The 22,251-nt window shown below is 39.3% G+C and carries 13 protein-coding genes and 1 other annotated feature; of the genes, 6 read left to right on the top strand and 7 right to left on the bottom strand.

The window, feature by feature from the left end; translation table 11 throughout:
- Window positions 1–338: 338 nt before the first annotated feature.
- A complete protein-coding gene (locus P3R27_RS04135; RefSeq protein ID WP_034688797.1) occupies window positions 339–1,628 on the bottom strand; it encodes an ABC transporter substrate-binding protein in 1,290 nt (429 codons plus the stop codon).
- Between the two features lie 225 nt (window positions 1,629–1,853).
- Between P3R27_RS04135 and P3R27_RS04130 the strand changes: the two genes are divergently transcribed.
- Together P3R27_RS04130 and P3R27_RS04125 are read left to right on the top strand one after the other, a co-directional pair.
- Window positions 1,854–3,353, top strand: coding sequence for a response regulator transcription factor (locus tag P3R27_RS04130; RefSeq protein WP_034688798.1), 1,500 nt, complete (start codon window positions 1,854–1,856; stop codon window positions 3,351–3,353).
- Entirely contained in the window at window positions 3,350–5,077 is a 1,728-nt protein-coding gene (locus tag P3R27_RS04125; protein ID WP_271523943.1) for a cache domain-containing sensor histidine kinase, read from the top strand. Before P3R27_RS04130 ends, P3R27_RS04125 begins: the two co-directional genes overlap by 4 nt.
- A gap of 145 nt (window positions 5,078–5,222) precedes the next feature.
- Here P3R27_RS04125 and P3R27_RS04120 read toward each other — a convergent pair whose 3' ends face one another.
- From P3R27_RS04120 to P3R27_RS04110, 3 genes are read right to left on the bottom strand one after another with little or no spacing between them, the layout of a single operon-like run.
- Window positions 5,223–6,176: a beta-galactosidase small subunit gene (locus P3R27_RS04120; RefSeq protein WP_301356727.1), complete on the bottom strand. Its 954-nt coding sequence runs from the start codon at window positions 6,174–6,176 to the stop codon at window positions 5,223–5,225.
- Complete coding sequence (locus P3R27_RS04115) at window positions 6,157–8,034, bottom strand: glycoside hydrolase family 2 TIM barrel-domain containing protein (RefSeq protein ID WP_126134134.1); 1,878 nt, start codon at window positions 8,032–8,034, stop codon at window positions 6,157–6,159. Before P3R27_RS04115 ends, P3R27_RS04120 begins: the two co-directional genes overlap by 20 nt.
- Complete coding sequence (locus P3R27_RS04110; RefSeq protein ID WP_034688804.1) at window positions 8,018–10,252, bottom strand: alpha-galactosidase; 2,235 nt, start codon at window positions 10,250–10,252, stop codon at window positions 8,018–8,020. Before P3R27_RS04110 ends, P3R27_RS04115 begins: the two co-directional genes overlap by 17 nt.
- A gap of 113 nt (window positions 10,253–10,365) precedes the next feature.
- On the opposite strand from P3R27_RS04110, the gene P3R27_RS04105 reads away from it, so the two are divergent.
- The gene (locus P3R27_RS04105; RefSeq protein WP_034688805.1) at window positions 10,366–11,394 is read left to right on the top strand and encodes a LacI family DNA-binding transcriptional regulator; all 1,029 of its coding nucleotides are present in this window, start codon (window positions 10,366–10,368) and stop codon (window positions 11,392–11,394) included.
- A gap of 183 nt (window positions 11,395–11,577) precedes the next feature.
- Here the strand turns inward: P3R27_RS04105 and P3R27_RS04100 are convergent, their stop codons facing one another.
- Window positions 11,578–12,708 carry a 5-methyltetrahydropteroyltriglutamate--homocysteine S-methyltransferase gene (locus P3R27_RS04100; RefSeq protein ID WP_301356726.1) on the bottom strand — a complete coding sequence of 377 codons (1,131 nt, stop codon included), beginning with the start codon at window positions 12,706–12,708 and terminating at the stop codon, window positions 11,578–11,580.
- 82 nt (window positions 12,709–12,790) lie between these two features.
- Window positions 12,791–13,022: a binding site (T-box leader), on the bottom strand.
- A 45-nt stretch (window positions 13,023–13,067) separates the two neighbouring features.
- The gene (locus P3R27_RS04095; protein WP_126134136.1) at window positions 13,068–13,832 is read right to left on the bottom strand and encodes a MerR family transcriptional regulator; all 765 of its coding nucleotides are present in this window, start codon (window positions 13,830–13,832) and stop codon (window positions 13,068–13,070) included.
- Window positions 13,833–13,929: 97 nt separating this feature from the next.
- Here P3R27_RS04095 and P3R27_RS04090 point away from each other — a divergent pair, with 97 nt between their 5' ends.
- Both P3R27_RS04090 and P3R27_RS04085 read left to right on the top strand, forming a co-directional pair.
- Entirely contained in the window at window positions 13,930–15,678 is a 1,749-nt protein-coding gene (locus P3R27_RS04090; protein WP_301356725.1) for an ABC transporter ATP-binding protein, read from the top strand.
- Entirely contained in the window at window positions 15,665–17,452 is a 1,788-nt protein-coding gene (locus P3R27_RS04085) for an ABC transporter ATP-binding protein (protein WP_271523952.1), read from the top strand. The genes P3R27_RS04090 and P3R27_RS04085 overlap by 14 nt, the downstream gene beginning before the upstream one ends.
- 80 nt (window positions 17,453–17,532) lie before the next feature.
- Here P3R27_RS04085 and P3R27_RS04080 read toward each other — a convergent pair whose 3' ends face one another.
- Window positions 17,533–20,535 (bottom strand): bacterial Ig-like domain-containing protein, encoded by a 3,003-nt coding sequence (locus P3R27_RS04080; protein WP_301356724.1) that lies wholly within the window; start codon window positions 20,533–20,535, stop codon window positions 17,533–17,535.
- A 188-nt stretch (window positions 20,536–20,723) separates the two neighbouring features.
- Between P3R27_RS04080 and P3R27_RS04075 the strand changes: the two genes are divergently transcribed.
- Complete coding sequence (locus tag P3R27_RS04075) at window positions 20,724–22,217, top strand: AcpB/EbpR/MafR family transcriptional regulator (protein ID WP_034689570.1); 1,494 nt, start codon at window positions 20,724–20,726, stop codon at window positions 22,215–22,217.
- The last annotated feature ends 34 nt before the right edge of the window (window positions 22,218–22,251 follow it).

Genomic DNA, 22,251 nt, shown 5'->3' with positions numbered 1-22,251 from the left:
TTACACATATGTTGAAGAAATACATGCCTCACAGAAAGTCAGACAAAATTGCTAGTTATTTTCTTCTAAGCTTTTTACCACTGCCTCAATGATTAGTTCCATCGGACAGAGAATAGCAAACGAGTGGAACTTCTTATTTTTTCGAATACCATTGCTAAAGTTATACAGGATAGCTAACGGTGCGAATGTCCCCTATCGACATTTCAATTAATTGCTTATTCTATAAACGATACCTTCAAACGAAAGAACAATACTCTCGTTGATCCGTTTGAAGAGATCGCCACTTATTTCTTTGTTATTCCATTCATCATAGGTTTACTGTTGACGCTGGATATGACTTAATTGGCTAATTGAGCTTCGACTTGTTTTTGCGTATCTGCCAAAACTTTGTCTGCTGATTCACCATTGATGATTCGGCTCAAGGATTCCGCCACAACAGATTCAATGGCATAAGTTTCATGACCATAGTTCACTTCAGGGATTTCTGCTGTCCATTTTGAAAAGTCATCGAATACTTTTTGATTACTATAGAACTCAGACGGCTGTTGATAAGCTTCTTGGTCATTCGCGCTCAACATAGTCGATACTAAACCGATCTCTTCTGCTAATTTGCCCATCAATTCTTCATTCGTTGCGAATGTCTTTTCCAAGAAATCTTTCGCATTTTCTTCACCAGCTACGCCCTTGATCACATACCAGCCGGCACCACCCAAGTTGGAAGCTTGTGCTTTTTGCATGTTAGCAGGTAGAGCTGGAATCGGTGCGATCTTCCACTTACCTGATTGATCTTCTGCCCCTTGAATGGTTGAAGAATACCAAGCACCAGTTGGTGTAGAAGCAACAGTTCCTGATTGAACCGCCGTAACCCCAGCATTCCAGTCAGATGTTTGTTCGACTAGATCTTCTTTAAGCAAGGTAGCAAAGAGTTCTAACCCATATTTTAATGATTCATTATTTTCGATCGTCACTGTTTCTCCATCTTCCGAGGTATACCATTCTCCGGCTTGTTGCATGATCATGCGCACACGACCTAAATCGGAAGGATTGACTTCAGAGATTTTTTTTCCTGTTTTTTCTTTGACATCTCGTGCAACTTGTAAATAATCATCCCATGTTAAGTTCTTTATATCTTCCTCTGAATAACCAGCTTCTTCTAAGATATCTGTCCGATAGAAATTGGCTGTCACACCTGAGTCAAAAGGTACACCGTAAATTTTATCGTCAACTTTGTTGACTGCAAATTTATATGCGGCAAAGTTATTTTCATCCACAATACCTGTCAAATCAGCAAACGCATCTGGGTAAGAGGTCAGATACCCTTGGATACGGTAGTCTTCGATCAACACAACATTTGGTAAACCATCGGTATTTCCGCTAGCTAATGCCGTATTCAGTTTTTGTACGATATCATCTTGAGACATCGTTACTACTTCTACGTCAACATCCTCATTTTCGTAAAACTCTTTGGCTTCATTGACGGCTTTGATATTAAAGGCTTCATCCCATGCCCAGACCGTTACTTTATCTTCGTTTCCCGAAGCATCACTGGAAGAATTGCCACACCCGGCAAAAAGTGTAACTGCTGCTGTTAGGACGAAAGCACTAGCTAAAATTTGTTTTATTTTCATTTTTATACCCACCCTTTTTAGTGTTTGTTTTTTTCTTACATGCTTATCATAACAGACTTGCAAACGTTTTCTTCATTGATGATCGTTCTCAAGAAAAATATCCTAAAATAAGAAAAAAGTACAATTTTGTCATCTTTTGATTTAGTAAATGAAATTTTAGACTTGCATTTGTAAACGTTTCCCAGTATTTTTAACTTACGTAACAAAGGAATAGGGGGAAAAACATTGAAAAATATCGTATTGATCGATGATGAACAGACCATTCTCTCTGGTCTAAGTACCCTGATCGATTGGCCAGCGCACGACTTCCATCTCAAAGGGGCCTTTTCAAAACCACTAGAAGCGCTCGAATTTATTAAGCATCAGCCTCTTGATATCGTCGTAACGGATTTGATGATGCCAGATTTAAATGGTATCGAACTTTCTCGATTGATCAAGAAGGAACAACCTGAAGCAAAAATCTTAGTTTTATCTAGCTATGATGACTTTCAATTGGTCAAAGATTCATTCAAAGAAGGCGTTTCAGATTATTTACTTAAGCCAAAATTGAATCCTAGTGAGTTTTTAGCTTCTTTAAAGAGTCTGGTGGAACAATCTACAGAAGTAAAGAAACCACGTTTGACAGAACTCGAAAAAATGAGTCAGCTACTCAGCAATTATTTGTCCGGAACTTCTCTTGATTTAGGTATATCACGCAAACAATTCCCACATGACTACTTTTATTTAGTCTATTGTGAAGAAAAGCAATCGGAAAAACTGCGTCGAAGTGAACAATTGATTGCAGAAGCACCACAATATACAAATCAGCTCGCCTCTGTCTTCCCTTTTTCTACGACAGCAAATGATATTGGTTATTTTATCAATGTCGCTTCGAAGAAGGCATTCGATCAGCTGATTGAACGATTTCAGCAAGAACACCAGACAGATTCTTGTCTCTATGTTCTATCTGATGTTCTGGATTTTGAAAACTTTTATTCTGAATTCCTTACATTAAAGCAAAAAAGTAGCGGACAGCACTTTTATCTGACAGATCACTGCGTTATTTGTGAAAAGCTATTATCTTCCCTACTCTCTTCTTATGAACAACAAACAAAAAGTTATTTGACCAAGATCATGAACAAAGATTTTACGTCTGCCATCGAAGAATTGGACAATTACATGAGTAAGGTGCTTGATCAACGTTTGCAACCAAGCTATCTGAAACACGAGATCATCAATCGACTCTATGCCTTGATCAATGCGATCGCGGACGAACATGAAAAAAGAGAAGAAATCATGACACTAAAAATCACAATTCCAGCACAGATCACGCAAACAGAACGGTGGGATGATCTGGTTTTGATCGTCAATAACACGACGAAGTTATTACGTGAAGTCACCACTACATTCAGAAAAGACAACTCAGATGTGTTGACGTTGATCTATGAGTATGTCCAAGAGAATTATCATCAAGACATCAGTCTACAAACGCTATCCGAAAAATATCATTTTTCTTATAGTTATTTATCAACGATCTTTACAGAAAAGTATGGGATCAATTTTACGAAGTACTTAAAAAAAGTCCGTATCAACCAGGCAAAACTATTGTTGAAAGAATCGAATCTTTCGTTAAGTGATATTGGTCAGCAAACTGGATTTACTGAACTTGGTTATTTTTCTCGGGTATTCAAAGAAGAAACTGGATTGACTCCTTCACAATATCGTAAAGGAATACTGACCGTATGATTAAAAAGCTGAGAGAACACGAGCTTTTGACCAAACTTTTGATCATTCTTTTTATTGCTTTATTCACTCAAGCAGCGACGATTTCTTTGTTTATTTATCAACGCTCAAGAGACGCCTACATCCAACAATTCGATCAATCCAATCGAATGACCTTACAAAAGATCCAACATGATTTTGAAACATTGAATGACAATATAGAGAACACGTTGACATTATTGGCTGAAAGCTCTGCTGTAGAGGGGTATTTCAAAGAAGGCCAACAAACGACTTTGGAGAAAATCAATCAACTACGTACGGTGCAAAAAATGAATGATTCATTGGCACCGATCTTTCCAAACATCAAAGATGATATTTTTCTTTTTGGGGAAAATGGTCGGATGTTCATTAGTAATGACATGGTGAGTGATCTCACTGCTGATGACTTTTTCCAATTAGAGTTGATCCAGAAAGTCAATGAGAATCCAACAGCGACACAAATGGTCTTTACTCAGTTCGGACTGACGAAACGCGATAAACATTCACCAAGTGTCTTGTTTATCAAAAAGCTTAGATCTACTTTGAACCAAACTTATGGTTACGCTGTCGTAGCCATCACTTCTGATGAGTTGGCAAAAATATTCAGCCAATCGGTCGATCCGGAAATCACGCAAATCGATTTTGTGACAGATGAGAAAAAAATCTTTGCTTCAAATGTTCAGAACCGGATCGGAACGACGTTTGATTCATTTGATGAGTTAGTCGAACACGAGACGTTGACCAAAGCCAATCAGCGGATCACTCGTTTACCACTTTACCGACAAAACTCGGCTTTGGTCAGTGAGGTCAATGTCCACTCGATCGCCGATCAAATGAATGTCATTATTCCGATCATCCTTTATAATATTGGAACGCTGATTTTAGGCGGTATCTTAGTGGCGATCTATTTAAATCGCAACACTCGCTCCATCTATCAATTAGTAGATTCATTGAACCAAATCAAAGAACCAGTAGCAGCTACTGTTCCGATCCAAGGAACATATGAGATCCGAACACTCGCTACTACGATCAATCAGCTGCTAACAACGATCAGTGACAATCATACGCAATCTTTACAAAATGAAAAGAAAAAACGGACATTAGAGATACAAGCGATGCAAGCACAGATCCAGCCTCATTTTATATATAATACGTTAACTAGCCTCAAATTTTTAGTGTGGCAACAAGAAAATGAAAAAGCAGTCGCAGGCATCGATAGTTTTATCGACCTTTTGCGCAGTACGATTGGCAATAAAAATGAAATTATCCCTGTAGAAGAAGAACTGAACAGTGTGAGAAGTTATATTGCGATCTTGACACTGCGTTACGGTGATGCGATCTCAACCAAAATCATGGTACCAGAGGAACTTTATTCTTTATATATGCCCAATATGATTATCCAACCGATCATCGAAAATGCTTATTTGCATGCGTTCCAAACGAAGAAAACTGGCTACATCACTTTGTATGGGATGATCCGAGAAAATAAATTGACGTTTGAAGTCATGGATACAGGTGATGGCTTTGATACGGAACAGCCAACGAAAAACAGAGACTATTTTTCAGGTATCGGTAGCAAAAATGTTCATGAACGAATCCAATTACTTTATGGTGAAGATTATGGCTTACACATTGATTCAGTAGTTGGTGTGGGTACATCGGTAACGATTACGTTACCGATCATAAAAAAAGAGAGTAATACTGAATGAACGTGGAGACAGAAACAATCCATTCAGAAAATCAGGCGAACTACTTCTTTCATGACCTTTAAGTATCAACCGCAACTCATAGAACCCACTAAAAATCCATTCTGCGGATCTTTCGTGGGTCCTATTTTTGATGTTCCAATTTACATTATTTAATGATAAAACTAAATTCGTGGTCTTCTTCACCACTAATATGATAGGCTTCTTCTACATCCGCTCCCCATGAATCAATACCTCCGACTCCTCGGACTTTCGCCAACATCGTGACAACCGTTCGCCGTTCCGGTGGTAGTTCCTCCATGTGTGTCGCCTGTTCTAATTCTTCTGCTTTGAATGGTAATGCCGCAAAAGCAAATGGCGAATCCTTTTGTTCAAATCTTAAGGAAAACTCTTCCTGACTTTTATCTGCATTATTCAAGGTTGTCTTGCGCGTAATCTCTAACCACTTGGTATCCATATGGACGCCACAATCTTGTGGCACTAAATAAGGTGGGATTGGCAAGCCCTCCACATGATAGACCCCTGGTGCGCCACCAGCTTTACGATCCGGATAAGTTTCACCTGACAGGCCTTCATAATCGAAATGAGTGGCTTTTGTTGGCATGATCATGCGAAATCCTAATACTGGCAGCTCGGGTAATCCTTGCTTGCCATGATAGTACATGTTCACGTGTAGATCCCCTTGTTCGTTGACACGATACGTCATATCGACGGTCGTTTGTGGGGTTGTGTTGACTGCCAATGTGAAAGTGATCTCGACTGTATTTGCATACTCTTGGTTACTATAACGATTGTTGACTGGTGCGATCGGCAGTTCGATGGCTTGGTCGTTTATTGCAACATGGATTGCTTCCACTTTTAGATACAACCCTGCGCCAAGCCACATACTAGAGCGATACCCAAAGCCATTTCCTCGATCATTATCTGTCAATGCTCGCCAAAAAGTCGGTTGCGTTTCACGATAAAGCCATTCTTTTCCATTCTTTTTGAGTGATTCCAAACCACCTCTGGTATAAGAGAAAATATAATGTTTTTCTTTTATTTTGATTCCTAAAGTGCAGTCGCCATAAATGATTCTCAATTTAGGATCTGTATTTGCCATAATAGTATCTTACCTCCTGTAATGCTGGTTTTTCTTGTCCATTTGCAAAAACGATGCCGTTTCCGGAAAACTCATAATCACTTGGACGATCATCAAAATCCCCGCCGTAACGCATGACTTTTCGATTGGTCACTGGATCAAGTACCTCAAGTGCTTGATCTTTAAAATCCCAAATATATCCGCCTTGATACATCTCGTATTCATCTAATAATGCCATATAAGAACCTAATCCACCTAAAGAATTTCCCATATCGTGCATGTACTCGCACAAGATATATGGTTTATCTGCCTGATTCTCTAGATAATCAGCGACCGCCGCAGGTGTTGCGTACATACTACTTTTCATATCCGAAACAGAAGCTTCAAATGTGGGATCAACATAATTCCCCTCATAGTGAACAAACCGGTCTGGATCAACCTTCTTGAAGTATTCATTCATCAACCGAATATTCTCCCCTACATAGGACTCATTGCCTAAGGACCAGAACAAGATACTTGTATGGTTCTTGAACGTTTCAAAATGGGTTTTTGCTCGATCTAGCACCACTTCTCGCCATTGCAGAATGCCTCTTGGTACATTATAGGATGGCTCAAAAGCACCCATTTTTTGCCATGACCCATGTGATTCTAAATTGGTTTCTGCCATCACGTGGATACCTGCTCGATCGCAGAGGAAATACCAAGGAATCTGGTTGGGATAATGTGAGGTCCGGACGCCATTGATGTTGGCATTTTTAATCACTGCCAAATCCTTTTCCATGTCATCTAAGGTGATCGCACGTCCTGTTTTTTCACTCCACTCATGACGATTGACTCCATTGATGATCAAGCGTTTTCCATTCAGATACATCACTTTATCTTTTAACTCGATCTTGCGAAACCCGAATGGATACTCGACATATTCAGTCACTCCGTCACGGTCCCTGGTTTCAATTTCAAACGTATAGAGATTCGGCGCAAAATGATCCCATAATACCACTTCACCTAAATCAATACTGAGCTGCACTGTTTCGCCTATCGCTTGCTTTTCTTCATAGATCGTTTGTCTGTCTAAATCAAGGACCCGTACCTGTAAGTCGCTTTCAGCTGTAAGATTTTCAAAAGATAAGGACACATCCAATTTTCCTTTTTGGTACGTGTCATCTAATTGAGGACGTAACCACAAGTCTTCTAAATGATTCTTGCCACGAGCAACTAAGACGACATTTCGAAAAATCCCAAAGAAACGGAAAAAATCTTGGTCTTCTAAAAAGGCAGCTGTGCTACGTTTGTGGACTTCGACTGCCAAACGATTCTCTTCTTCAAGATAAGGGGACAAATCAAATTCGGACGGTGTAAATGAATCTTCTGCATAACCGACGAAATGACCATTCAACCACACATACATGGCTTGTTCGACACCTTCAAAACGAATCGTGACATCTTTTCCCTTCAATCCCTCTGCTAATTGGAAAGTCGTGACATAGGACCCTACTGGATTTTCTTCAGCTTGAGAGAACATCCCTGCCATTTCCTTTTCTGAAGCAGTTGTATAAGCGGGACGACGAAACTCATGACCTTCCCAAGGATACATCGTGTTGATGTAATGGATCTTATCAAAATCACTTAGTTCAATGTGGCCAGGCACATGGATCGTGTCGAATGAACGATCATCAAAATCTTGTTCAAAAAACTCTTTGGGGCGCTTTTCTGCATTTTCAGAAAAACAAAAGCGCCATTCACCATTTAGCGACTGTAGTCGGGAACTTTGACTTCTTATTTCTTCTTTTGAACCGTAGACCGTATGATCACTGTGTGCCTTTCGCTGATTCACACGAAAAACTTGTGGATCATCTAACCAATCAATTGATGCCTGCATGTTCTTCTTCCTCTCCTGTAACTATTTTCTCAAAGTGAAAAATTTCTGTTTGAAAATCTCCGTGAAAATCAGGGAGATAAAACCCCATCGTCATTAACTCCGAGCCTGAATAAATCAATGAACTTTTACGTTCACGATACATCCCTTCCTCCAAACCAATCAAGCGGATCTCATGAAAAGGCGGTTGTCCAGAAGTTAATCGTCGTGCCATAAAGACCACGATCTCCTTTTTATTTGGAGAAACAAATTGCCACGCCGCAATGTTTTGTTCAAAGGGATTTTCTAAGCGGTCAAATTTTCCTTGTTGGATTGTTTGACGAATTTCTTTATACGTGCTGATCTGTTCTTTGATGATTTTCTTTTCTTGTTCGTCTAATGCGGTCAAATCTAGTTCATAACCAAATACCCCGCTCATCGCTACATCCCCGCGTGTCTTTAAATCTGTCACACGTCCACTTTGATGGTTAGGCGATGCAGAGACATGGGCACCCATGGATGAGATGGGATAGCCGAGACTCGTGCCATATTGGATGTCGATCCGTTCCATTGCATCGGTATTGTCACTTGTCCAGGATTGTGGCATATAGTAAAGAATTCCTGCGTCAAAACGGCCACCCCCACCTGAGCATCCTTCCCATAAGATATCTGGGTAAGCTGTGATCAACTCTTCTAAAAGGTTATATAATCCTAAAACATACCGGTGATAGACCTCTCCTTGATTCTCCACGTAAGCAGAGTAAACATCTGATAAGGAGCGATTCATATCCCATTTCACATAATCGATCGGTACCTTATCCAAAATCTTTCGTAATTGCTGACTGATCGAATCTCGCACTTCTTTTCGTGTAAAATCCAAAACAAATTGCGACCGAGATGCTGCAGGCGTGCGTGCTGGTTCTTGCATCAAATAATCAGACGCCTGACGATACAATTCAGAATCGATCGAAATCATTTCAGGCTCCACCCATAGCCCAAATTTGAGGCCTCTTTCATGAGCATACTCTGCAATTCCCTTCAATCCATTCGCCAATTTCCCTTCATATTCAAACCAGTCTCCTAAAGAAGAAGTATCTGCATCTCTTTTCCCAAACCAGCCGTCATCTAAGACGAACATTTCCATACCTAACGCTGCTGCTTCATCGATCAGTGCTTCGATTTTTTTGCTAGTAAAGTCAAAATAAGTCGCTTCCCAATTATTGACCAAGATCGGACGTGGTTCGTACTGATACTTCCCACGTGCCACACGTTCTCGCAACAGCTCATGATGTATGTGGCTCATGCCATTTAATCCTTCGTCTGAATAAGAAAGGATCATTTCTGGCGTTTGAAACGCTTCATCGGTTGAAAGTTGCCATTGGAACTGATACGCATTGATGCCACCAACGATTCTTAGTTGATCGATTTGATCTTTTTCGATCTCGAACGCATGATTGCCAGAATAGATAAACTGTAGACCGATGGCTTCTCCAAGACTTTCCGTCGTATGTGTATGTGTCAAAGCGATAAAATTATTCATTTGGTGACTACTGCTTCCTCGTCGACTTTCAAATGATTTCACCCCCTCAGTGATCCGTTGTCTCGAAATCAAACGCTCTCTAGCATGGGCTCCAGGTAAGGCGATCACTTCAGTAAATCTGCCCGAATTCGTCAAATCTAATTGAAAAGAAGCTGCTTTATCTAACAAGATCATTTGCTTCGTTTGATTACGATACTTAGCGGAGCGGATAATGACCCCTCGTTTTTCGTAAATCGTATAAAAAAGATCCACATAGATCGGTAAAACTCGGTCTTTCAAGGTGATACACAACGTTTGTGCTTCCTGTTCCTTCAATATATAGGTTTGTGGTAATCCTGAAAGCTTTGGTTTACCTTGGATGATTTGATATGTTTCATATCTTAAATCAAGCAAGCTAGAGCCATTCTCACGTGTGATGATCGTAGCTGGAATGCGATAATCCATACTTCCGTGTCCCGAAAATTCTTGTGGTAGCGTATCTTTTGAAAATGCTCGCTCATCATGCAAAGGAACATTTCCTGAAAAACCGCGATCTCTTCTTGGATATTTTTTGTTATCGGTATAGTTATTCACTTTTTTACCAAAATGAACATGGGTCAACACACCAGATTCTTCAATTTTCATCACATAAGAAATCAATGGATTCGACAAATGAAAAACATTTGTTTCCGAATCGAATGCAATCAACGATTGTCTTTTCATTTCTTCACCTCACAAATTTTTAGAAACCGTTTACTTTTTAACTAACTCCTGTATACTGTTTACTAAACATATTTGTCAATAACTTTTTTAATATTTCTTAAAGGAGTGATTTTATGGTAGGGATTCGTGATGTCGCTCGAAAAGCGAATGTCTCTCCTGCAACTGTTTCACGCGTATTGAATCAAGATAAGACAATCCATGTCGCACCAGAAACAAAGAAACGGATTTTTGAAGTTGCAGAAAAATTGAACTATGATATCAATAAACGAAAATATATCAAAAAACGAATGCCATCGATCGGTGTGATCTCGACGATCAGTAAGGCAAGTGAAGCCCAAGATGTCTATTACAAAGAATTACGTATGGGATTAGAAGAAGAAGCAAACCGCCTGCATATTGGCATGAATCGCATCTACAATCTCTCTGACAATCCCAAGGAATGGAAAGACTTAGATCAACTAGGAGCGATCATCGTAGTTGGAACAGTGACGAAGCAATCGATCACTGATCTATTGGCACAAAATCAGCATTTGATTGTTGTTGATAATCCCGATATCCAACAAGAAGTTGATATGGTTTATGGCGATCTGGAACGAATGACTAAAGCTGTTTTAGAACTATTTTTAGAAAATGGCCACCGACGAATTGCTTATATCGGAGGCTATCAAGTCGATATGGATGAACGAGGAGGTAAAACAATCAATCAAGATGAAAAACGAGTACGTGCCTATTTACATTTCATGGCCGATCATCAGCTACAAGACTACAGTACGCACTATCTCGGAAATTGGACAGAAGAAGACGGCGAACGTTTAGCAGAAGAATTGATCCAAAGTGACGATCCGCTTCCAACCGCTCTACTTGTTGGAAGCGATCCAATGGCGATCGGAGTTTATCGCACGATGAAAAAAAATCAAGTTGATATCGGTAAAGACATCGTGATTGCAAGTTTCGATAACATTGAAGCAGCCAGTAAATTAACTCCCGGATTAACCACCGTACAAATCAATGCCAAATCCATCGGTAAAGCCGCCGTTCGCTTAGCTGTCGAAAGAATCGATCAAATTCGCAACGAACCAATCATCCTAACCTATCCCACCCGGTTAGTGGTAAGAGAAAGCTTTGTGCCAAAGAGGTTGTGAAAAAAGCGCTTTGACCTGAGCAGTAAGATAGAAAATTGGAAAATAGCGCTTCATATTTTTAGATTTTTTTGCTTAGTGTTGAATATCAGCTCTCATAATCGTTTTTTTCAGCAAAAAAAACCATTAAGAACAACTGAGTTGTTCTTAATGGTTTTTCTGAATACTTGGTTTGTCGGTGATTACTTAATTCCAGACCTCTTCGGCTATGCTCTTGATCAACGCGATTTTCTGCCATTGTGCTTCTTCTGTCAAGATATTCCCTTCTTCAGTGGAGGCGAACCCGCATTGCGGGCTTAGAAACAATCGATCTAAAGGAATGTAACGAGTGGCTTCATAAATTCGCTCAATGATTTTTTGACGATCTTCAAGTACGCCAGATTTTGAGGTTATCAATCCTAATACTACAAGTTTTTCCCCGCTAACTTTCGCCAGTGGTTCAAAACCTCCTGAACGTTCGTTGTCATATTCTAAATAATAGGCATTAACATTTTCTTCCGTAAATAGTGGTTCAGCTACAGCATCATATCCGCCAGCTGCCGCCCAAGTGGAGTGATAATTACCACGACAGACATGCGTATTCAAAATCAGATCCTGAGGTTGTTTATCTAGAACGGCATTATTGATCTGTACATAGATCTGTGCTAAATCTTGCCGTACCTCACTTTCTTCTTTCTCAATATCAGCCAAAAAACCTTCTGGTAATGGTGCAACGAGTACGCCCCACGTACAATCATCCAATTGGATCGTTCTGGCGCCTGCTTCATATAAATCCGCAATCACTTGCCGATAAGCTGTTACAATATCTTGAAAAAGTTCTTCGTTTGTCGGATAGATGGTACGAACATGAGGCAAAATGTCTGGACGTAACAACTCCACTAACAATTGAGCTGGGGCTGGAATGGTTTGCTTTACTTCAATGCCCTCGGTCGTATGGGTACGTGTAAACCGAAAATGGTCCACAAAAGGATGACTCTTTCCTGTAATTTTTTCTGTTACAATGACCGTTCCTGTACGTGTCTCTTCTCCGTGAAACTGGTAACCACGCTCAGGTACAAAAAATTCGATACCTTGTAAACCAAAGAAAAAGTCCAAATGCCACCAACTCCGACGAAACTCCCCATCTGTCACCGCATGTAAGCCAGCAGCTTCTTGTTTTTTGATCAGATCGATAATGGTTTCATCTTCTATCTTTTTCAAATCAGTAGCAGAAATAATCGATTCATTATACGCTTTTCGTGCTTGTTTCAGTTTCTCAGGCCTCAAGAAACTGCCGACGATGTCATAGCGGAATAGGGATGTTGTTTGAGTAGTCATAATAAATTCCTCCTTCGATTACGTAGTTGATAAGAGTCAGATGAAAACAAAAAAACACTCATCTCTTTTGCCAAGTCTTGACAAAAGGGACGAATGCGTCGTGTTACCACCCTTATTTGCATTATCCTCACAAATAATGCCTCAACGATACCATCAGATATCCGGCGAGTTAACGGTCGCGATCCGGTTTTACTCACTTACTAGTAAAACAAGCTCCAAGTTCATCTTCACTAAGGTTTTAGGTCTCCTTTTTCACCCTCCGGAGTCTCTTTTTACCTTCCACCATTAGTTACTCTTCTCTTCTACGCTTTGATATTGTCAATTACTATCCCATGTTTACTTTAGAATGTCAACTGATTCTACTCACCCTGACTTACTTCGATCCATGTTCGATAATATTCAAAGGAGACATTTTCTTTTGTCGTATGGGTCAACAAGTATTGACCAATCGTTTGTCCTAATCGGTAGCCTTGCTCCTGCAACCTGTCTTTTACTTCAGATAGATTATTATTCTCTGTGTAGTTTACTTGTACTTTTAATAGAAATCGCACGTATTTTTTCGTAAGATCATTCTGCCAGATTGTCTGTGAGCCTGGAAGTTCTTTTGTGTGTTCCTCCGTACAGAAGCCATAAATACCGTTCTGCGTATTTTCTGGAAAATATATCACAAAACTTGAATAATTTTTTAGATACTCCTTCGAATATAAAATATCATCAGATGCTGCCACGACGATTTTTTGGAAGGGAATTTCTTCTTCAGGAAATTTATTTGGCGGACTATCGATCATTTCTTTCAGTTGATTTTTTCTTGATAATACTTCTTTATGCTTTTGTTCCAAAATTTTTTTCTCATGATCCAATCGCTGCTCCGTTTCATTTAAAGTATGATACAACTCATTTAATGATTTACTATATAGATTTTTCATCTGCTTGATGGGAATACCTAACTTTCGATAAAAATTGATGTCATATACTTGAAAGATGGCATCGATATCAAACAAACGATACCCGTTTTCCTCTTCTCGCGCTGTATGGATTAACCCTTCTGCATCCCAATAACGAATCGTTGATCTAGGGATATCTAATAATTCTGCTACTTCTCCAATTGAATACATTGTTTTCATAGATTTCACCTCAACTTTAGTTTAAGCTTTTTCCCCTTGACCTTCAAGTAACTTTAAGGTGTAGAATGCGTATTTGTCGGGAAAAGGAGGAAACACTATGACATTATTAAAAAGATCTATAAAAAATAATAAACGAGTTACCTTACTTACTTTTTTATTCATCTGTTTACAACTTCTAGGGACACTTGGTGTGCCAAAGTTAGTAGCTGATCTCATAGACACAGGGATTGCAAGTGGCGAAGTGAAAGAAATCCGACAAATCGGAATTCAAATGTTGATCGTTGCCTTATTAGGATCTTTTGCCGCAGTTGCCTCAAGCTACTATTCTGCTTTGTTAGCTTCTCGATTTGGCTATCAGACACGAGCAAGTTTTTTTCAAAAATTCCAACAATTATCAATGAAAGATGTTGATCAATTTAACACTGGATCTCTTTTGACTAGAATGACCAATGACGTAGATAACGTCCAACAAATGATCGTCATGTTTTGTCAGATGATCATCCCAGCACCTATTATTTCATTATTTACGATTCTGATGATGTTGGAGCATTCCGTCAAGTTGACATTGATTACGTTAGGATCGATCTTCGTCTATGCTCTAATCACGTATTATTTGATGAAAAAAGGAACACCTTTATCTTTGAGTATCCAACCAAAGATGGATCGTGTCACGACAACGTTGCGCGAATTCTTTACAGGTGTCAATATGATTCGTGCCTTCAACAATCAGGACTATGAAGAAAAAAGAACAAATGAGACCTTTGAAAATTATGCGCAACAGATGATTCGTGTCAATCGGATCTTTGCTTGGGTCACACCCATTGCCTTTTTATTGATGGGCATCGTTTATGCTTCAATTTTGTGGTTTGGCGGCGATTTGGTGGCTAATGGTAGCTTACAAATCGGTACAGTAACTGCCATTGTGGAATATTCGATGTTGACACTTGCCTATTTAATGATTGCCGCAATGGTTTTTGTTATCGTACCAAAATCAATTGCTTGTCTTGAACGGATTGAAGAAGTATTACACGCTGAAATCGAAATCAAAGATCCCGACCAACCAGAAATTTTATCCTTCGATTCAGTCGATGATACTTTCCTATCCTTTAAGAATGTCACGTTTCGTTATAACAAAAACGCTGATCCAGTGTTAGAAAACATTGATTTTGTCGTCCCAAAAGGAAAAACCACAGCTATTGTTGGTGGAACAGGTTCAGGAAAAAGCACGATTGCGAAATTACTGCTACGTTTAAATGATGTGTCAAGTGGACAAATCAAATTCGCAGGTATCCCCATCACACAAATGAACCAAGAAACACTTCGAAGTTATATTAGTTATGTTCCTCAGAAAGCTTTTCTATTTAGTGGAACGATTCGTAGTAATCTACTGATGGGTAATGAGCATGCGACAGATGAAGAATTAGCCAAAGCAGTTCGTGTCGCACAATTGAATGAAGTCTTAGAAAATCTACCGGATCAAATGGACAGCTTTGTTGCACAAGGGGGAGAGAATTATTCTGGCGGACAAAAACAAAGGATGTGTATCGTTAGAGCGTTAGTCAAACCTGCTGAAATTTATGTCTTTGACGATAGTTTCTCTGCATTGGATTATCGGACAGATGCTAATTTACGCCGTGCGCTACATCGAGAAATGGCAGATAAAACACTGATTATCATTGCACAACGTCTTAGTACCATCATAAATGCTGACAATATTATCGTTTTAGATGAAGGGCGGATCGTGGGACAAGGCACTCATGAAGAATTATTAAAAAATAATCGTTCGTATCAAGAATTTGCGAAATCACAAGGTGTGTTAAAGGAGGAATTCCATGGAAATGACTAAAACAACGACAAAAAAACAAGGCTTGAAACGTTTCTGGCGAATGATCCAATCCGAACATAAGATATTTTATGGTTCCTTACTTTGTAGCTTGATCGGTAATACATTAGTCGTTGCTATGCCGCTAGTCATGGGGATTGGGATCGATCAACTACTCGGACGGATCAAAGATGTCGGACTTAGCAACATGACAATAACAGATGTAAGAGAAACCTTACTTTTACCTGTGATCCTGTTGATACTCTTTTCATTATTAAGTAGTATCACTTCCTTTATCCAAGAACGAGCGATGGCTTCATTAAGTGAACGAGTGACCTTACATGTCCGAAAAGAAGTCACGAAAAAATTCAAAGCTCTACCGATGGCTTTTTATGACCGCCATCAAGTCGGCGATATCATTAGTCGCACAACTACTGGGTTGAATCAATTGTCCCAAGTATTGTTAACTGGGATCAACCAATTTTTCACTTCTCTAGTAACGATCCTCTTAGCTGGTATCATGTTGTTTTATATCGATATAAAATTGACTTTACTTGTTCTTGTTTTAATTACGATCAGCACAGTTGTCACAACAAAATTTGCAAACAAAAATAAACAAATTTCTGACAATAATCAAGAAGAACTGGGAGATATGAACAATAAAGCGGAAGAATACTTGACTGGTAATTTGGTGATCAAAGCCTTCAATCAACAAGCACTAGCGATTGAAGAAGTCAATAAAGTGAATGAAAAGCAATCGAAAGCTTTCAAAAAAGCACAATTCATGAATTTTGCAATTTATCCAGCGATCCGTTTGATCAATCAATTAGCGTTTATCGCTAGTGCAGTCATTGGGGCAATATCCGTTTTGTCTGGAGGTATCACGATTGGTTTCTTGCAGGCATATTTGCAGTATATCAATCAAATCTCAGAACCCATCTCCACTGCGTCATATGTCATTAACTCCGTACAATCTGCCATGGCGTCCATCGAACGAATTTTCGAGATCATGGATGAGCCAGAAGAAGCCATTGATCGTGCAATAGAAAATCCAATTATTGCCCCCCAAGGAGCTATTGAATTCAAACATGTTCGTTTTGGTTATACACCAGAAAAACCGTTAATGAAAGATGTTAATTTTTCCGTCAAGCCACAACAAACTATTGCTATCGTAGGGCCAACTGGAGCTGGAAAAACAACACTTGTCAATCTTTTAATGCGCTTTTATGAAATCAATGACGGACAGATTTTGTTCGACGGTCATAACATCACCGATTTGCCACGCCAAGAATTACGGAATCTATTTGGTATGGTACTTCAAAATACTTGGTTATTCGAAGGTACTGTTGCAGAAAATATTGCTTACGGCAAAAAAGAGGCAACCAGAGATGAAATCATTCAAGCAGCTAAAATTGCTCAATGTGATCATTTTATCCGTACATTGCCACAAAGTTATGACACCATTATTTCAAGCGAAAATGGGGCAATCTCTCAAGGACAACAACAGCTCTTAACCATTGCACGAGTCATTTTAGCTAATCCTGCAGTCGTCATTTTAGATGAAGCAACATCAAGTGTCGATACACGTACGGAAGCGTTGATCCAAGAAGCTATGGATGCTTTAACTAAAAACCGGACCAGCTTCGTGATTGCCCATCGTCTGTCAACGATCGAACATGCGGATATGATCATAGTGATGCAAAATGGAGACATCATTGAAACAGGTACGCATACAGAACTACTGCAAAAACCGACACTTTATGCAAGCTTATACAATAGCCAATTTCAAAATAGTTGAGCCAGAAAAAAGCCAACTTAGCTTCATTCCGAAACTAAGTTGGCTTTTTTCTCTTTTGGCTTTTTTCTCTTATAGAATAATCAATCTTTACGATTTTTCTTTTTATTGTAGATAAAAGTTCCAATCGCCCCACCAACGAGGGCTAAGCCAAGAACCGCTGCACTAGATTGGATCTCACCCGTTTTTGGCAAGCTTTTTGCTGCATTTCCTTGGGCTTGTTTTTGTTGTGTCGCAGAGGTAGTGGCTGTTTTCTTTTGCTGAGTATTCCCTCCGCCTGTGTTGGCATTTTCTCCTGCAGTTCCTCGTTTACTCACTGTCACTTGACTGGTTTCTGAAACTGAACCATTCGTATAAGTGATCGTGTACGTTCCTTCTTTGTTGGTATCAACGGATCCTGTTACCATGCTTTCATCAAATGCAAGGGTGAAACCTGCACGATTTGTCGCAGAAACGAAACCATCGATCGGCTTCCATGTATCACCGACATATAGCTGGAGGTCTTTTGTCACCATCGTTTCTCCGTTTTCTTTCACAACGACCATTACTTCCTCTGTCGCTCGACCGTTGGTATAGGTAAGTGGATAATCGCCTGCCTTTGTTGTATCAACAGTACCAGTCACCATCCTTTTATCAAAAGTGAGCGTCTCACCGTCTTTATTCGTAGCAGACACAAATTGATCACTTGGATCCCATGTATCGCCAACATAGATGCTACCGTTTTGTGCTTGAATCGTTTCTCGATTTTCAACGACGGTTACTGTGATTCGTTGAGAGGCTTCTCCATTCGTATAGGTAATGACAAAGTTTCCTGTTCTTCCAGTGTCAACGGTGCCTGACACCATACTTTCGTCAAATGGCAAATTCTCACCTGCTCTGTTCGTTGCTGAAACAAAATTATCGCGAGGATGCCAAACATCACCTGTATGTATTCTTGAATCAGTTGCGTTGATCGCTTCTTGGCTCGCAACGACTATCACGGTGATCACATGGCTGATCGTCCCATGTGTATAGGTGATCTTGTATTCACCTTCTTGAGTCGTATCAACTGAGCCACTGACCATACTTTCATCAAAAGGAACATTAGTCCCAGCTTTATCAGTCGCTGAGACAAAATTATCACTTGGATTCCAACTATCGCCAACGATGATCGTTGAATCAACGACTTGAAGAGATTCCTGATTTTCTTCAACCGTGACATTGATTTCTTGACTAGCAGAACCATTGGTATAAATCACCGGATAGATACCTGCTGTTTTGGTATCGACTGAGCCGCTGACCATGATTCCATCGAATGGGATTGATTCACCAATTTCGTCTGTAGCTAATACAAAGTTGTCGATTGGCTCCCAGTTGTCACCGACATAGATCGTTGAGTCGATCACTCGGATCGATTCACTAGCGATCGGTTGCCATACATAGGTATCTGCCATACTATTTTGATAAGTCGTCATCAATGAAGAGGAACTTAATATATGGTCACCTAATGGTATCTCTTCTGTACCAGTGCCAACATTTTGCCAATAACCTGTATAATCATCCGTTGCTAACAACTCTGGGATATTGGTATCATTTAGAGAATAAAATTGGAGACCTAAAGAAATTTTAGACAATGAATTGGCACCAGCAAACATCTCTTGCTGCCATTGCACCTTGCCAGTTTTAAAATGTGATAAATCTAGCTCAGTGATATTTTGACAATTTCTAAACATTCCTCGCATGAATTGGATATTTTCTGTATCGAAACCACTCACATCGATTGCCCGCAAATTGAGACATTCTGCAAACATAAAACTCATCGTCGTCACATTGATGGTCGAAAAGTTTGAAACGTCTAATTCTGTCAAACCGGAACAGCCAAAGAACAGATAATACATGGAAGTCACGTTCTCCGTATTGAATTGACTGACATCTAATGCCGCCAAACCGGAACAGCCATGGAACATATAATGCATGAATACCACATTGCTCGTATCAAAATGACTCACATCCAATGTCTGTAATCCTGAACAGCCATGAAACATAAATGACATATCTGTCGCTTGACTCGTCACAAAACTTGACAAATCAAGTTGGCTCAATTTAGAGCAGCCACGAAACATATGACCGAAATTCGTCACGCTTTCTGTTTGAAAGCCTTTCACATCTAGTGTCGTTAAAGCAGAACAATCGTAAAACATGTAACTCATGTTCGTAACATTCGACGTAGCAAAGCTGGATAAATCTAATGAAGTCAATGCAGACATACCATAAAACATATGACTCATATCACTAACATTCGCTGTATTAAAACTAATCAAATCCAATGTCGTCATAGATGACAAGCCATTGAACATATAATTCATTGAGCGAACATTTTGCGTATTGAAATTGGAGAGATCTAATGAGGTCAGTTGGTGACACCATGCAAAGAAATAATCCATATTCATAACTTGACTAGTATCTAAATAAGATAGATTTTCGATCGTCGTTAGCTGATTCAAGTCAAAAAATAACCCTAATGACTCAGCATTTGCAACTACTGGCCCTGTAAAAATAACTTTTTTGATGAGTGAGCGGTTAGAAAACCAAGGTGCTCGAGCAGCCATCGTTGTTTCCCCTAAAGTTCCTGAGTCTATGTACAATATACCTTCTTGGTCGATCCGCCATTGGCTGGTACCGAATACGCCAGAGACAACTTGATCATCTACCTCCTGTATCTCGCAAACTGTGCGAGCATCTGGATCTGGGTTTACTGCTTCATTCGAAGCTTCAGTGACTTCTTCTTCAACAGTTGAATCCGTAGTCGATTGCTCTGTCTCGGTGGTTACATCTGTTGTCGCTTCCGTCGTTGGTTCTGTAGGAATTTCTGACGGAACAGAGCTTGAGGATTCTTGGAGTTCAGTTGCTTGCTGTTCTTTCATCTCTTCACTTTCTGTTGCTTCCATAGTGATGTCTTCTGCTTGTTCTTCAAGCGACGAACTGGCTACCTCTTCTGTTATTTGTCCACTATCTAAGTGATCAGCAAATGTGAGGATACTCTGTTGGGATACGTTCATGAGTAATAACATCGAAGCTGTCACTTTTAATATTTTTCTGTGGTCCATTGCTTATTCAACTCCTTTAATTTAGAAAGATAAAAAAACATCTAACTAAATACTAACTTATTTCAGCATAGAAAATTTTTTATTTTTTTTTTTTGAAAAAAAAATTTGAAAAGAGGTTTGTCTTTACTAAACAAGCAAGTTAAAATAAAACAATCAAATGAGAATCATGCATACGAAAGGAGTACCGAATGGACATTTTTTTTAAGCTACATGAAAGTAAACAATTGCATCGCCAAATCAAGATTCTTGCGTATTTAAGAAAAAGAAATGAGATTATTTCAATAACAGAATTAGCTCAAGAAATAGGCTGTACACCTCCCACCCTACGTACAGATATTCAGGCCTTACGTACTAAGCTACCGCCGACGATTAAATTGCTGTCAATCAAAATGATCGGTTATCAGTTAAAGATTTCTGATGGAGAAACATTGGATACTTTTCTTTTATTTCTTGCTAGAGAAACGATTACTTATAAGCTGATTGATCGTAGCTTTCGTGGTTCTCTTCAATCGTTTGAAGCAATGCGCTTAGAGTATCATTTATCAAGTTCTGCCTTACGGAAAATCATCCGACACATGAATCTTGGATTAATCAATTATCGAATACAATTTTCGCCTAAAAATGGGGATTTACTCGGCAAAGAAAATGATATTCGCTTCTTCTTTTTTTATTTCTACATGTGCTTTCGCCGAAGCATTATCGCCGATCATACATATATATTCTCTCCAGCAACACATAAGGTCATGTTTGCTGAATTGCAACAAGCATTTCAATCTCACTTACATATTAGTAATTTTCGTGCAATGTTATGGTTGTCCATCTTAAAAGAACGCTGGTTACGCAGAAAAAAAGGGGAGATTCCTGAGAATACCTTGACTACGATCCAGTCTAGAAAAAGTTTCAAAAAATTTGAAAAAAAGATCGGGCCATTTTTAAAAAAGATGCTTGGTATCCAACAGCTTTCTACGAACGAACTTGCTTGGATCTATTTAATTGTTTTGCATTGTATTTCCTACAGCTCATCACAGTGGCGCGAATCAACGACTCGCACAGCGCTTCACTATCAAGAAGAAGCAGAAATGAAAAGCTTGATCAAGCAACGATTATTGGAAGAACCACTTATTTATGGGACAAATAGCGAAGGCATCGAGCAGATGAGCGCCTATTTAGCCAATCTCCACTTGCTAAGAAACCTTACAGACCAATTTGAAAAGTATTCTCTATCTATCAATCATTTGGTGGATCACCGTTTTCAAAATCTTCACCTCTCATGGGAAAATCGCTTGATTCAGTGGGACTGGCAAGAACTCCTTCCACTCACTCACACAAAAGAGGTTGCATTATCTTTGAGTCTAATCCAATTTTCTACTCAGTCCCAAAAAGAAACAAAGAAACAACAAATCATTTTTGCTTTCCATGGTGATGCTGGCTATGATAATTTTTTGATCACGATGATCCAAAAATGGCTACCAAAACAATACGATGCTCATTTTCTAATTGATCAAGTAGTTACACAGTTAAAGATCAGTGAGTTACATGCATCTCTTGTCGTCAGTAACTATGACTTGGATGGAACGTTATCGTGCGACGTAATCCAAATCGCTCAAGTGCCTACCAAAGAAGAATGGTTGTTTTTACAAAAACAATTGATTGAACGCTCCATCCATCATTCCCTCTTTTGATTTTTACTATTTTGAAAGATATATCCAATAGAAC

Origin of the sequence: Enterococcus spodopteracolus (assembly GCF_030441955.1) — a bacterium.
GTDB lineage: Bacteria > Bacillota > Bacilli > Lactobacillales > Enterococcaceae > Enterococcus_B > Enterococcus_B spodopteracolus.
Note: the sequence above shows the minus strand (reverse complement) of the source record. Positions and strands in the feature narration are given on the sequence as shown.

Coding starts and splice junctions, on each gene's coding strand:
- P3R27_RS04135 (WP_034688797.1), bottom strand. CDS start 1,628: ATGAAAATAAAACAAATTTTAGCTAGTGCTTTCGTCCTAACAGCAGCA.
- P3R27_RS04125 (WP_271523943.1), top strand. CDS start 3,350: ATGATTAAAAAGCTGAGAGAACACGAGCTTTTGACCAAACTTTTGATC.
- P3R27_RS04120 (WP_301356727.1), bottom strand. CDS start 6,176: ATGGCAAATACAGATCCTAAATTGAGAATCATTTATGGCGACTGCACT.
- P3R27_RS04115 (WP_126134134.1), bottom strand. CDS start 8,034: ATGCAGGCATCAATTGATTGGTTAGATGATCCACAAGTTTTTCGTGTG.
- P3R27_RS04110 (WP_034688804.1), bottom strand. CDS start 10,252: ATGAAAAGACAATCGTTGATTGCATTCGATTCGGAAACAAATGTTTTT.
- P3R27_RS04105 (WP_034688805.1), top strand. CDS start 10,366: ATGGTAGGGATTCGTGATGTCGCTCGAAAAGCGAATGTCTCTCCTGCA.
- P3R27_RS04100 (WP_301356726.1), bottom strand. CDS start 12,708: ATGACTACTCAAACAACATCCCTATTCCGCTATGACATCGTCGGCAGT.
- P3R27_RS04095 (WP_126134136.1), bottom strand. CDS start 13,832: ATGAAAACAATGTATTCAATTGGAGAAGTAGCAGAATTATTAGATATC.
- P3R27_RS04090 (WP_301356725.1), top strand. CDS start 13,930: ATGACATTATTAAAAAGATCTATAAAAAATAATAAACGAGTTACCTTA.
- P3R27_RS04085 (WP_271523952.1), top strand. CDS start 15,665: ATGGAAATGACTAAAACAACGACAAAAAAACAAGGCTTGAAACGTTTC.
- P3R27_RS04080 (WP_301356724.1), bottom strand. CDS start 20,535: ATGGACCACAGAAAAATATTAAAAGTGACAGCTTCGATGTTATTACTC.
- P3R27_RS04075 (WP_034689570.1), top strand. CDS start 20,724: ATGGACATTTTTTTTAAGCTACATGAAAGTAAACAATTGCATCGCCAA.